Raw genomic sequence first — 13,395 nt, 5'->3', positions numbered from 1 at the left:
TTAAAAAGTGTAAACGTAAATAATCGGTGTAATCTTATAATTAAATCGGTGTAATCTAAATTTTTAGAACCTGAAGTGTGAGAACGCTTTGTTAGCCTCAGCCATTTTGTGCGTATCTTCTTTCTTCTTAACAGCGGCACCTTCGCCTTTTGCAGCAGAGATGATTTCGCCGGCTAATTTCTCCATCATGGTTTTTTCACCACGACGACGGGCATAGCTGATCAACCATTTCATACCCAAAGCTATTTTACGCTCAGGACGAACCTCTGTAGGTACCTGGAAGTTAGCACCACCTACACGGCGGCTTTTTACTTCAACAGCAGGCATTACATTGTTTAAAGCTTTTTTCCAGGTTTCTAAGCCGTTTTCGCTTGTTTTTTTCTCAACAATTTCAACAGCGTTGTAAAAAATAGAGTATGCAGTTGATTTTTTACCATCATACATCATGTTGTTTACAAACCTTGTTACCAAAGTATCATTGAACTTTGGATCAGGAAGGATAATTCTCTTTTTTGGTTTTGACTTTCTCATTGCTTTCTATCCTCCTTAATTATTTCTTTTTACCTTTTGTTGGCGCTGCTGCTACCTGACCTGGTTTAGGACGTTTGGTACCATATTTTGAACGGCGTTGGTTACGGCCAGCTACACCTGATGTATCCAGTGCACCACGGATGATGTGGTAACGTACACCTGGTAAGTCTTTAACACGACCACCACGGATCAAAACGATAGAGTGCTCCTGTAAGTTGTGACCTTCACCAGGGATGTAAGCGTTTACTTCTTTACCGTTGGTTAAGCGCACACGGGCAACTTTACGCATTGCTGAGTTTGGTTTTTTAGGGGTAGTGGTGTACACACGGGTGCACACGCCTCTTCGCTGTGGACAGCTGTCCAACGCCGGTGACTTACTCTTGTCAACCAGAGCTACTCTACCTTTTCTAACTAATTGCTGAATAGTAGGCATTTCTTGCTTTTTTGTCTAATTATTTTATCCCGCATTTCGGGACTGCAAAAGTACGAACATTATTTTTGATTTTCAAGTAGTTGTGTGAAAGTTTTTTTGAGGGGAATGTTGCTTAAAAAACTATAAGATGAGCTTATTGCTCTTTATAATGATGGTCTAAACAATATTCAATTGCTTCTTGTATCGTAAATATTGAATACTCGACTGGCAACTCATGCCATTTTTCTCCTGAATTATGGTGGGTGCGTAACATAAATGCGCCGTATCTTTTTCCGATTTGCCCGATAAAGCAATGCGCTTTTTTAAAATACATGTAGTCTATTTCGTCAAATTTACAATTAGAAATAGTATCACCTTTATCGTTTATAATGCCATACTTTTGATTTTTTGAGATGATAAACCAATGTTGATCACCGGTTGTCAGCGTGGTATTTTCAGCTTTATACAAGACTCTTAATGTGTCGCGTTTTTTTTGTTGATCTTTTATCGTGGTTTTTTTTAGCTCGACCTTAGATGTAGAAGTCTCGGGAGACGTAACTTTCTGTAATGGGTTTTTTAATTGATGATTTAACTGAGCTGCAATTTGGTATTCCTTAAAAGCTTCGGCTATGTCTTTTGAGCTATTATAAATTGCAGCAAGATTATAGTGCAGATATGAATTTGATGGCTCTACTGATATTCCATCCTTGTAAGAATTTATTGCCGCCGATGTTTGACCTTGATTTACGAAGCTGTTACCGATGAATAAATGACATATCGAAATGAATTGCTTGTTTTTAGGATTAGTATTTAACCTTAATGCCCCATGCATCGCTTTATTTGACAGCTCATACGCTCCTGCGTGATAAAATAACAAGCCGTGGAGGAATTCAGATATAACGTTCGCTTCTTCTTCGACTGTGAAATTTATAATGTTAGGATTTTGGATATAAATTATAGTACTATCTTTTGTTCTATTAAAGGCCTTAGATGTAAATTTCAAAAAATTGAGAGAATATATTCTGCAGTTGAATTGCATGTTCTTTCTATTCCCGTAAACAATTAATCCAGACTTGCTACAGTTTTCTTCAAAGGTGTTTTTTATGGTATCTAAATAATTGGGGCTGGTTTCTAAGATATATTTTCCCAATAATTTTAATTGTATTGTATCAATATTTTGTAAATCGGAGTTCAGTTTACCATATAATGTACTCGAAAAACCGTCATCTTCCTTTGGTTGAGCGAAATTAGTTATAAGGAGTCCGGTTTTTTTTAAATTTTCACCACATATCTGGTCTAAGGACTTTTTATGATTTTGATAAACAGTAATTTGAATTTTTATAAAGTATAAAGGAATCAACAATAGGAAGAAAACTGAGATTCTTCCAAATTTTGCGATATTAATTTCTGGTTTTGAATAATAATCGGAATTAGCAAACCCTTGTTGTTTTTTTTTTGCAGACCTCGTTGAATGTTGCAAGCAGATAATAAAATACAATGAGTATAAATATTGTTATACAGATCTGACTGTAAATAGGGTTGGATAGGATGTTTGTTAGCTTGTCAAAAGCAACGAAAATTATAGCGATAAATGCTACGAGATTTGTTAAAGTTGAATAGACTTTGTTCTTTGATAAATTATACTTAAAAAGCCTAAATAAGTTCATCTACTAATAATAAGGTGCTTGGCCTTATAAAATTATTCAAATTATTTTAATTAAAAACTGTATTATACACAATTCGATGTAAATACTATAATTATTAATAATATGACCGGTCTATTATTATGACTACAGGTACAAAAAAAAAGGCCGGTTACCGATGTAACCAGGTTTAGGTGACAGCGGGCCGGCCCGTAATACTTTATATATTGAATTAATAAGGGAGCTTATTCTTTTACCTTATTCCAGGTGTCGCGGTTAAAAGCCAACACTTTGGTTGGATTGCCGCTCGCGTCTTTAGTGAATTTTAAGGGAAAGCCAAAGGCTTGATTTAAAAATAACACTTCAGACAATGGTTTAAAATTGATTTCCTTGCCATCCCATGATTGTTTGAGCGTTAATCCGTCGGGTATCGCGGTTATAGTCAGAAAAAGATCAGCCCTCTCATCCGACTGATATTTGCCCGCCAAAACTTTTATTTGTTCGGGTGTCAGTTGTACCTCTTTAGGTGGGGTATAGCTGTTTATCTTTGCCCATCTTTGCCTGCCGCCTAAGGTGATCTGGTTTATTTCACCGGCTTCATTCTTTGAAAACACAACAGGGATTTTTTCATCGCCGTCATCATCTAAAAATTCAAATTCAAGATCTGATTTACGGGTTAAAGTTAGCTTTTGATCTCCGCCAAGTTGTTGGGCAATTAGTTTATCACCATCTGCTGTTATTTTATATACTCTGTACTCGTTATCCTTTTGCTGATAAATGCCTTCAAAAGCTTTGAGCTGGGTATCGGCAATAATTATTGTTGGCGACTTTGCAACTTTTGCGATAACCGGTGCAACGCCCGGGCCGGTTAAAGCAACTGCAGCTATAAATGCGAACCTGCATATATAGCCCGTTGTAGTTTTAATGCTGATCATTTTTGATAGGTTTATAATGTTGAACCAAATCTACAAAAAATGATTTTGAAAAATCAAATTTTACGGAATTAAATTTTGATTATATTTATTTTGATTATTGTAAATTCTGATTTTAATCTATTTTTCATTTAAACCCATAATAAAATTCTGTGCCGAATAAATCAGATGGGCATAAAAAGAGCGCCGGTAAAACCGGCGCCCTCTTTCATCACTCACTAAACTACTTATGGAAAACTTAAATTAACAATTCTTAATAACCGCGGTCGTGATAATGACCGTGATCGTCACCGTCATGGTAACCATTATTATACCCGTTGTTATAGCCGTTGCGGTACCTGTGATGGTGACCATAATCTTCACGAACAACGCAACCTGAGGTTACGGATACTACTGCTGATATTAATAGTGCCAAAGCAACAAATTTCCTTTTCATGGTGTAAAATCTTTAATCATCATCTTTATTGAAGATGTACACATGTATGACTAATGGAAATGGAAAAGGATTAATTGGGAGAGATTAATTTGGAGAGAAGAGAACTATTTGTTGTCAACAATGCTGGTTTATAATCATCAAACCAACCCCATACTTTCCCAATACTCTTGCTGAATGATAAGCAAACAATTAGCACACAAACACCCGTCATATAGCTCGCTCACATATTGCACCTCGTTAATAGTGAGCTGCACAATACTGCACTGGCACTTGCTGAATGAATTGGCTTTACATTCAAAAGCTGTTTGGCAGCGTTCGCAACGGATGATTTCGTGTTTGGGCATTTTGTTTGGTCGATGGTTAATAGTCCATAGTCCATGGAAAAAGTTTACTAAGTTACCTAACCGCGGGATAGCTTGTAAAATATGAATGTCATTAAAATAAAAAGTCCATGAACTATAGCTTTTTGGCTATGGTCCATGGACTATCGTCTATCGACTAAAAAAACTTACGCCGAGCAAGTCACGCAGCCTTCTTCCATTGAGCAGGTTGGGCCTGCCGGAATTTCGTCGGCAACGGCGTCAACAACGGCCGGGATAACCGGATCCATGTTTTTACCGCCCTGGTTTTCAACTGTAAATTTAACAGCTTGCGATGCTGCTTGTGTACGCAGGTAGTACATACCTGTTTTCAAGCCTTTTTTCCATGCGTAGAAGTGCATTGAAGTTAACTTCGAAGCATTTGGTGAGTTGATGAACAGGTTCAATGATTGCGACTGGCAAATGTACGCGCCCCTGTCGGCAGCCATATCAATAATGCTGCGCATTTTGATCTCCCAAACAGTTTTGTACAATGCTTTGATATCAGCAGGGATCTCAGGAATTTCCTGGATTGAACCGTTTGCGCTGATGATCTTATCTTTCATGCTGGTGCTCCACAAGCCAAGGTTAACCAAATCACGCAGCAGGTATTTGTTCACTACAATGAACTCACCGCTCAATACACGGCGGGTGTAAATGTTTGAAGTATAGGGTTCAAAGCATTCGTTGTTACCTAAAATCTGTGATGTTGAAGCAGTTGGCATCGGTGCAACTAATAATGAGTTGCGTACGCCGTGGTTCATTACATCTAAACGCAGGTTTTCCCAATCCCACCTGCCGCTTTCTGGTTTTACACCCCACAGATCGAACTGGAATTTACCTTGTGACAATGGTGAGCCTTTGAATGTTTCATAAGCGCCATCTTTTATAGCCATATCTTTTGAAGCTGTCATTGCTGCAAAGTAGATGGTTTCGAAGATCTCGATGTTTAGTTTTTTAGCTTCATCACTTTCAAACGGCATACGCAGTTGAATGAAAGTATCAGCCAAGCCCTGTACACCTAAACCAATAGGACGGTGACGCAGGTTTGAGTATTCAGCTTCTTTAACCGGGTAGTAGTTGCCATCAATGATCCTGTTAAGGTTGATAGTTGCCTGGTAAGTTACTTCGTACAGTTTATCATGATCAAAAGCACCATTGTTGATGTAACGTGGTAATGCTAATGAAGCCAGGTTACAAACAGCTACTTCGTTTGCATCGGTATACTCGATGATCTCGGTGCAAAGGTTTGAGCTTTTAATGGTACCCAGGTTTTGCTGGTTTGATTTACCGTTGGCAGCATCTTTATATAATAAGTATGGCGTACCGGTTTCAACCTGTGCATCTAACACTGCAAACCAAAGTTCCTGTGCTTTTACTGTACGACGCTGACGGCCTTCTTTTTCGTATTTAACGTACAGCTCTTCAAATTCTTTACCCCAGCAATCGGCTAAGCCTGGTGCTTCGTGCGGACAAAATAAGCTCCAATCTTCATTGGCTTCAACGCGCTGCATGAACAGGTCAGATACCCAAAGGGCGTAGAACAAATCGCGGGCACGCATTTCTTCTTTACCGTGGTTTTTACGCAGGTCCAAAAATTCAAAAATATCGGCATGCCATGGCTCTAAGTAAACGGCGAAAGCGCCTTTACGTTTACCGCCGCCCTGATCAACATAACGGGCAGTATCATTAAATACGCGCAGCATTGGGATAATACCATTGCTGGTACCGTTAGTACCGCTGATGTACGAGCCTGTAGCCCTTACATTGTGGATGCTTAAACCAATACCACCTGCACTTTGCGAAATTTTGGCGGTTTGTTTTAATGTATCATAGATACCCTCAATGCTGTCATCTTTCATGGTTAACAGGAAGCATGATGACATTTGTGGTTTTGGCGTACCTGCATTAAACAAAGTTGGCGTAGCATGTGTAAACCAACGCTCGCTCATTAAATGGTAGGTTTTGATGGCGCTTTCAATATCATCTTTGTGGATACCTACCGATACACGCATAAACAGGTGCTGAGGGCGCTCGGCAATTTTACCGTCGATTTTTAGCAGGTATGATTTTTCGAGGGTTTTGAAACCGAAATAATCAAAGCCAAAGTCGCGGTCATAAATGATGGTGCTGTCAAGCAGTTCCGCGTTTTCTTTAATCACTTCATAAACATCGTCAGCGATAAGCGAGGCATCTTTACCTGTTTTCTTGTCAACATACTCATGCAGGAGGCGCATGGTTTCTGAAAACGACTTAATGGTGTTTTTGTGCAGGTTTGATACCGCGATACGCGAAGCCAGCAAAGCATAATCAGGGTGCTTGGTGGTTAATGAAGCGGCGGTTTCGGCAGCCAGGTTATCCAGCTCGGAGGTGGTTACGCCATCAAATAAACCTTCAATTACCTTTTTAGCCACATCAATAGGATCAACTAATTGAAACCCATAGCACAGTTTTTCAATACGTGCGGTGATCTTGTCAAATTTTACGGATTCTCTTCTTCCGTCTCTTTTTACTACGAACATTTTGCCCCTCCTTTTGCCCCGTTAAAAGCGAAGCTTTTTTAGTTAATATTATTGTGATTTGATTATTTTCTGAACCTTGATTTTGGGATTGGCCTGAGACTACCTAACCTCTAATCACCAATCTCTAACCTCTTCAATTAGAAATCATCATCAAGCGAAAAGCTTTTGCTTTCGGCCGACGCATTCAGTACACCACTTTTTTGATAATCGCCTACACGCTTTTCAAAAAAGTTGGTTTTGCCCTGTAACGAGATCATTTCCATGAAATCGAACGGATTGGTTGCGTTATAGAATTTATCGTAACCAAGTTCGCTCAGCCACCTGTCGGCCACAAACTCAATGTACTGGCTCATTAGCTTGGCATTCATTCCTATCAGGTTAACCGGTAATGCCTCGGTTATAAATTCTTTTTCTATCTCTACCGCATCGGTAATGATCTTGGTAACCTGTTCCTGCGGTAGTTTGTTTTCAAGCATGCCATATAATAAGCAGGCAAACTCGCAGTGTGAACCTTCATCGCGCGAGATCAGCTCATTGCTGAAAGTTAAACCCGGCATAAGGCCGCGTTTTTTAAGCCAAAATATGGAGCAAAAGCTGCCTGAAAAGAAGATCCCTTCAACCGCCGCGAATGCAACCAAACGCTCGGCAAAGTTGCCGTTGTTGATCCATTTCAATGCCCACTCAGCTTTCTTACCAACACATGGTACGGTTTCAATAGCATGGAAAAGGCGATCTTTCTCGGCGGGATCTTTTACGTAGGTGTCTATCAGCAGGGCATAGGTTTCAGAGTGGATGTTTTCCATCATGATCTGGAAACCATAAAAGCAGCGTGCCTCGGGCAATTGTACTTCGCTCATGAAGTTTACCGCCAGGTTCTCGTTCACGATACCATCGCTTGCGGCAAAAAAAGCGAGTACATGCGAGATAAAATGTTTCTCGCCCGAATTAAGACTTTCCCAATGTTTGATATCGTCCGACAGGTCGATTTCCTCGGCGGTCCAGAAGCTGGCTTCCGCTTTTTTATACATCTCCCAAATTGCGGGATACTTGATGGGAAGGATAACAAACCGGTCCTTGTTTTCCCGTAGTAATAATTCGTTTTCCAAACTCATTGGTGTCTACTTTATTAGTTTCTTTCTTCAATCAGGTATTCAGACACGAAAGCAAGCCCTACTTTTCAATAAAGCTTTAAATTTTGATGCCTTCGGATTTATTCCTTAGCAACTGTATTGTGTAACTTTCTGACAGCCAGTTATTTAATTAGAAGTTGACGAGTGCGGCTGGCTGCCGGCTGAATGCCTTTTTTATTACCTTGCTGAGCAAAGTTAATGTTTGAGTTGTGTAGTTGTGAATGATAGTTTTTCACAAACCCCCGAGTTATCCACACTTTATCGGCACTTGTTATATTGATGAAAAATTAATGGACTTGAAAACAGCCGATTAAAAATTTGATTGAAATTTGGAGGCCTTTATACTTGCGGATTACGATAATTTAACATTATAAATTACTTGACTTAACACCGACAATTATTGCCAATAATGAAATGCTTTTGCTTGCAGCAGGTATCAATATTTAAATGCGAAATTAAAAGGTCTCTGCAGGTCGGTATGTGGAAAACAATTACGCCCGTTAATCATGAACCAACGGGCGTATTCCTGAAAGTTTTACGAATTATTTTGCGTCCTCAACCGGAACAAATTTCATCGATACTGAATTTACACAATGGCGGGTGTTTTTAGCGGTCATGTACTCGCCCTCAAACACGTGGCCCAGGTGAGCGCCGCAATTTGCACACAGGATCTCTACCCTGCGGCCATCAGCGTCTACTTCGCGGCGAATAGCTCCTTCAATCTCATCGTCAAAACTCGGCCAGCCGCAAAACGACTCAAACTTATCTTCCGATCGATACAGCGGCGCATCACAGCGTTTGCAAACGTATAAACCTTGCGCCTTATTGTTCAGTAACGAGCCGGTGAACGGCCTTTCGGTACCTTTGTATAATATTACCCTTTCTTCTTCGGGCGTTAATTGATTGTACTCCATATATTTTGATTACTCCGATTTTTTTGATTTCACCGATCAAGAATCCTTTCCGGTTTTTCATCTATATAAAGATACGACAACTCGGGAGGATATAATGTTTTACCGGTTGATGTTTACACTGATTTGACGGGATTTTAGATGGGCAGATGTGCAAATTTCAAATGTGCAAATTACAAGCAACTGCCGCGGGTTTTCCCGCTTGTGGTTAAACATAGCTTTGGCTTTCAGCTGAACTTATTAACTTTAACTTGGTATTTATTAGTCTCTAACTATGCGCATTGCGATCTTATCCATATTCATTTTGCTGCAATCGGTTAACCCGCTTAGCAAACCAAACTCATTGTTTAAGTATCAGCACCTTCACGTTGTTGATATGTCGAAATACGCAGTCTTGCCTGTAAATCAGCAATTCATTGATTCATGGTTTGGAAAAGAGTATCGTACTACACAATTGGCTGACGCAGATTTTGTAGAAATAGACAACATTTTAATCAGGGCTGTTGAAGATCATAATAAAAGGAAAGAATATGGTGCGATATATAACCCCTATAAATACTATAAACAAGTATTAGCCATGATAAATGGAAAGGGAGAAAAAGAAGTGTATCTAAATTGTTTATGCGCAATACACTATCCTACAAACTGGAAGAAGCATTTGGTCAATGTTATGGACGGTGGCAACTGCTATTTTCAGGTAAGGATAAATCTTAAAACTAAACAAGTGATAAGTTTTTCAGTAAACGGCATTGCCTGATCTGCCGTCGTCGGCTTAATATCCCTCGTCCAGTTTTTTTAACAGATCGAGCCCTTTATCCCATTCGCCATAACCTGCTGATACATTGATATGGCCTGCATCACCCATACTAACTATCTCACTTCCCCAACTTTTTGCAAATAACAGGGCTCGTTCCGGGCTTACGTAGAAATCATTGTTACTAACCACCGTTATTGATTTGAATAGCAGTTTGCCTGATGGCATCGGCGTAAAGCCACTTGTGCCGGTTGGATAGCTATCCGCTTCGGTATCGCTCGGTGCAACCAGTAATGCACCCTTTATTGCAATGTTATATTGTTTTGCCCACGAGGCTATGGCAGCACAAGCCAGGCTATGACCAACTAAGATTACGTTTTCCGGATCATAGCGGTTTACATAATCATTTATAGTTTTTATCCAATCGCTGCAAACCGGGGTTTCCCAATCCTGTTGTTCAATACGGGTAAAATTGAACTGCTTTTCCCAAATACTTTGCCAGTGTTGTGAACCTGAATTGCCCAATCCCGGGTGTATAAGAATATCAGCGTTGAAAACCATAGTTTCGGTAAGATGTTAAATAACCTAATAAATGAAAGCTCAATATAGGGATTTTAACCCTCGGTCATGAGTTTGAACTACCTTCAGCCACCTGTTTAATCACTTTATTCCTCTTTACCAACAATTGTGTCATGTAGCTTGAGAGGAACAGAAAGTTTACCGCTTCTCCCAATATTCCACCCGGCGATTCGAACGTGAAAATATCCCGCATCATGGTTTGGTTAAGGATAGGATAAAAATAATGCTCATGCGTAAAGTTTTTGAAAGCACCCTCAACCTGGATATCGGTAAAGTAATTTGGATATTCCATTTCGGTGATCTTTGAGGTAAGGTTTTGCCATATGCCGAAATGCTTTGCCCGCCAGGTAACAGTTTCGCCGAGTTCAATCAAGCCGGTTGTACGCCCGGCAATAGCTCGTTCGCCAGTATGTTTTGTTGACTCTACATGTACATCAATGTTACGGGCAATGTCAAACACTTTTTCAACAGGCGCATTAATATGGGTAGCAAGCAGAATTTGTGATGGCATTTTTTTATTGGGATTACACCGATTTTTTAGAATGATTACACCGATTTGTAACTACTTCATTTAAGGATTTTCGCTACCTCTTAAAATGATTACACCGATTAAAAGTTGATATCATGCTTTAGTTGTTGGTCAAGATAATCAGTCTTTGACGATAATCATCATAACACAACCTAAAAAATCGGTGAAATCAATTTTGAATCGGTGAAATCCTAAAAACAAAAAGTCAGCGTAATCATCAAAATCAAAAAACAATCAACGGTTAAAACTCCGCGTTTTTAGGAAACCTTGGGAAGGGGATTACATCGCGGATGTTGCCCATGCCGGTAACAAACAGCACCAACCGCTCAAAACCCAAACCAAAGCCGGCATGCGGACAAGAGCCGAAACGGCGGGTATCCAAATACCACCAAAGTTCTTCGGTCGGGATGCCCATTTCGTTCATGCGCTGCTCAAGCTTGTCTAAACGTTCTTCACGTTGTGAACCACCTACAATTTCGCCAATGCCCGGGAACAGGATGTCCATGGCACGCACGGTTTTGCCATCGTCGTTCTGGCGCATGTAAAACGCTTTGATCTCCTTTGGATAATCGGTCAGGATCACCGGCTTTTTAAAGTGTTTTTCGACCAGGTAACGCTCGTGCTCACTTTGCAGGTCTGTACCCCAGCCTTCAACAGGATAAACAAACTTTTTCTTTTTGTTTGGGGTAGATTCTTTCAGGATGTCAATCGCCTCGGTATAGGTTAGGCGCTCGAAATCGTTATTTAAGCAAAACTGCAGTTTTTCGAGGAGCGTCATTTCTGAGCGCTCGTTTTGCGGTTTGGTTTTTTCCTCTTCAGTTAAGCGCTGGGTTAAAAATTCAATGTCATCGGCATTTTTATCCAAAGCGTACTTGATCACGTATTTTAGCATATCCTCGGCGAGGTCCATGTTGTCAACCAGATCGTTAAACGCGACTTCCGGCTCAATCATCCAAAACTCTGCCAAATGGCGGGTCGTGTTCGAATTTTCAGCACGGAAGGTTGGGCCGAATGTATAAATATCGCTCAGGGCCATAGCGCCAAGCTCACCTTCCAGCTGGCCGGATACGGTTAAGTTAGTGGCACGACCAAAAAAATCCTGTTTGAAATCGATCTCGCCGGTATCAGTTTTCGGAATGTTATCCAAATCGAAGTTGGTAACGTGAAATGTTTCGCCTGCGCCTTCAGCATCTGAAGCAGTAATTACAGGGGTATGCAGGTAAACGAAACCACGTTCCTGAAAAAACTGGTGCACCGCGAATGCCAGGCTGTTACGTACCCTGAAAATAGCGCCAAACGTACTGGTACGAAAACGCAGGTGGGCGTTCTCCCTCAAAAACTCAAGGCTGTGCTTTTTAGGCTGGATAGGATATTTTTCAGGATCGCTGTCGCCTAAAATCTCAATCTCGTTTGCTACAACCTCAACTGTTTGGCCTTTACCTAAAGATGCTATCAATTTACCCTGAACACTAAGTGCTGCACCAACGGTGATGCGTTTAAGTAATGCCGGGTCGGTATTTTCAAAATCAACAACTACCTGGATGTTATTATTAGTTGAGCCATCATTCAAAGCAATAAAACGATTTGAACGGAATGCGCGCACCCATCCTTTAACTGTTACATCAATTTCGGTTTGCTGGCTTTGCAGCAATGCTTTGATCTTAGTTCGCTGACTCATATCATGTATAATTTTTAGAGTCGCAAAAATACAATTAATTATGAAAGCGCACTTTGAAACATGAGCTAAAAAACATTAGCATGTTAACACGGAAAGATATATCAGGAGAAAAGGGGGGAAAGGAAACCAGCGACTAAAAATGTAGCCGGGAACATGAAGTATCCCGGCTATTTCTTTTTGACGCTTACTTGTTTGTAACCATGATTGTGTCACGGAGTAACGTGTTTGTCGTCGCGCCGCCTACCATAATAGTGTCTTTGCTTTTATTCAATGACTGGTTGGTAATGCTTTTTTTTGCACTAACACTGTCTTGTTTTGGGGCTACGCCATTTTTTTGGCAGCCAGCAAATAACAGAAGTGATACTGAGGCGGTTAATAATAGAGCTTTTTTCATAAAACAAATTTACAACTAATACGAATGATAATTAAGCTTAGTTACAATTAATATAAAAGTTAATATTTGAGCTTAGCTTTAAACTTGCCCTCGCTAAAAGTAACCTTGTCCGGATGACTTTCGGTGTGGCTATCAATTACTTTCAGAAAACGTAATTCGAACAATCCCTGCAGTATTTTATCGGCCTGGTTGTATGAAATTATAGTTACCGAACTAAGATGGGTAGGGTCAGGTTTGTATCCGGCTAACGGGGAGCCGTTTTTTGTAATGTGGTAATAGTTTTCGTTTGCTTTGAGGGTATAATACCCAACACCATCAAACACAATTTTAAAACCTACCTGCTCTTCTTCACCTCCAATGGTGCTTTTTGCTGATATGGTAATGGTATCACCCATTATATTCGAACCGGAAGGATTAGCCTCCCATTTGATGTTGTTTTTTTGCGCAAGCATAAAATCGGGTATGACCGGAAAATTACAACAGTCCTTTTTTTTGCAGGCTGAAAAAAGCAGGGCCACGGCTATGGCTAATATCAAACAGGGATATTTCATTGCTTACTGATGACAGGTTAATAAATTGTACAGG

The 13,395-nt window shown here is 40.2% G+C and carries 15 protein-coding genes; 1 reads left to right on the top strand and 14 read right to left on the bottom strand.

Features of this window, described 5'->3' with window-relative positions; all coding sequences use genetic code 11:
* Positions 1 to 63: 63 nt before the first annotated feature.
* The 9 genes from rpsG to ACEN82_RS21445 all read right to left on the bottom strand — a co-directional run bounded on the left by rpsG (position 64) and on the right by ACEN82_RS21445 (position 8,879).
* On the bottom strand, positions 64 to 531 hold the full coding sequence (gene rpsG / locus ACEN82_RS21485; RefSeq protein WP_022830654.1) for a 30S ribosomal protein S7: 468 nt from the start codon (positions 529 to 531) through the stop codon (positions 64 to 66).
* A 19-nt stretch (positions 532 to 550) separates the two neighbouring features.
* The gene (rpsL, locus tag ACEN82_RS21480) at positions 551 to 964 is read right to left on the bottom strand and encodes a 30S ribosomal protein S12 (RefSeq protein WP_073405808.1); all 414 of its coding nucleotides are present in this window, start codon (positions 962 to 964) and stop codon (positions 551 to 553) included.
* A 133-nt stretch (positions 965 to 1,097) separates the two neighbouring features.
* Positions 1,098 to 2,441, bottom strand: a complete 1,344-nt coding sequence (locus ACEN82_RS21475; RefSeq protein ID WP_495644015.1) for a tetratricopeptide repeat protein — start codon at positions 2,439 to 2,441, stop codon at positions 1,098 to 1,100.
* A 390-nt stretch (positions 2,442 to 2,831) separates the two neighbouring features.
* Complete coding sequence (locus ACEN82_RS21470; RefSeq protein ID WP_413318798.1) at positions 2,832 to 3,521, bottom strand: hypothetical protein; 690 nt, start codon at positions 3,519 to 3,521, stop codon at positions 2,832 to 2,834.
* Positions 3,522 to 3,771: 250 nt separating this feature from the next.
* Positions 3,772 to 3,954 (bottom strand): hypothetical protein, encoded by a 183-nt coding sequence (locus ACEN82_RS21465; protein WP_090530234.1) that lies wholly within the window; start codon positions 3,952 to 3,954, stop codon positions 3,772 to 3,774.
* Between the two features lie 137 nt (positions 3,955 to 4,091).
* Positions 4,092 to 4,298, bottom strand: coding sequence for a cysteine-rich CWC family protein (locus ACEN82_RS21460; RefSeq protein ID WP_413318796.1), 207 nt, complete (start codon positions 4,296 to 4,298; stop codon positions 4,092 to 4,094).
* 164 nt (positions 4,299 to 4,462) lie between these two features.
* Positions 4,463 to 6,835, bottom strand: a complete 2,373-nt coding sequence (locus tag ACEN82_RS21455) for a ribonucleoside-diphosphate reductase subunit alpha (protein ID WP_090530228.1) — start codon at positions 6,833 to 6,835, stop codon at positions 4,463 to 4,465.
* A 137-nt stretch (positions 6,836 to 6,972) separates the two neighbouring features.
* Positions 6,973 to 7,947 (bottom strand): ribonucleoside-diphosphate reductase small subunit, encoded by a 975-nt coding sequence (locus ACEN82_RS21450; RefSeq protein WP_176625252.1) that lies wholly within the window; start codon positions 7,945 to 7,947, stop codon positions 6,973 to 6,975.
* Positions 7,948 to 8,507: 560 nt separating this feature from the next.
* Positions 8,508 to 8,879 (bottom strand): methionine-R-sulfoxide reductase, encoded by a 372-nt coding sequence (locus tag ACEN82_RS21445; protein WP_413318794.1) that lies wholly within the window; start codon positions 8,877 to 8,879, stop codon positions 8,508 to 8,510.
* Between the two features lie 271 nt (positions 8,880 to 9,150).
* On the opposite strand from ACEN82_RS21445, the gene ACEN82_RS21440 reads away from it, so the two are divergent.
* Entirely contained in the window at positions 9,151 to 9,633 is a 483-nt protein-coding gene (locus ACEN82_RS21440; protein WP_413318792.1) for a hypothetical protein, read from the top strand.
* Between the two features lie 15 nt (positions 9,634 to 9,648).
* Here the strand turns inward: ACEN82_RS21440 and ACEN82_RS21435 are convergent, their stop codons facing one another.
* The 5 genes from ACEN82_RS21435 to ACEN82_RS21415 all read right to left on the bottom strand — a co-directional run bounded on the left by ACEN82_RS21435 (position 9,649) and on the right by ACEN82_RS21415 (position 13,361).
* Positions 9,649 to 10,191, bottom strand: a complete 543-nt coding sequence (locus tag ACEN82_RS21435) for an RBBP9/YdeN family alpha/beta hydrolase (RefSeq protein WP_373615153.1) — start codon at positions 10,189 to 10,191, stop codon at positions 9,649 to 9,651.
* Positions 10,192 to 10,255: 64 nt separating this feature from the next.
* Positions 10,256 to 10,720 carry an SRPBCC family protein gene (locus ACEN82_RS21430; RefSeq protein ID WP_274986367.1) on the bottom strand — a complete coding sequence of 155 codons (465 nt, stop codon included), beginning with the start codon at positions 10,718 to 10,720 and terminating at the stop codon, positions 10,256 to 10,258.
* Positions 10,721 to 10,979: 259 nt separating this feature from the next.
* Positions 10,980 to 12,416 (bottom strand): asparagine--tRNA ligase, encoded by a 1,437-nt coding sequence (asnS, locus tag ACEN82_RS21425; protein WP_413318789.1) that lies wholly within the window; start codon positions 12,414 to 12,416, stop codon positions 10,980 to 10,982.
* A gap of 184 nt (positions 12,417 to 12,600) precedes the next feature.
* Positions 12,601 to 12,810 carry a hypothetical protein gene (locus tag ACEN82_RS21420; RefSeq protein WP_090530211.1) on the bottom strand — a complete coding sequence of 70 codons (210 nt, stop codon included), beginning with the start codon at positions 12,808 to 12,810 and terminating at the stop codon, positions 12,601 to 12,603.
* Between the two features lie 59 nt (positions 12,811 to 12,869).
* A complete protein-coding gene (locus tag ACEN82_RS21415; protein ID WP_413318787.1) occupies positions 12,870 to 13,361 on the bottom strand; it encodes a DUF6252 domain-containing protein in 492 nt (163 codons plus the stop codon).
* Positions 13,362 to 13,395 lie beyond the last annotated feature (34 nt).

This window comes from Mucilaginibacter sp. Mucisp73 (assembly GCF_059491465.1).
Note: the sequence above shows the minus strand (reverse complement) of the source record. Positions and strands in the feature narration are given on the sequence as shown.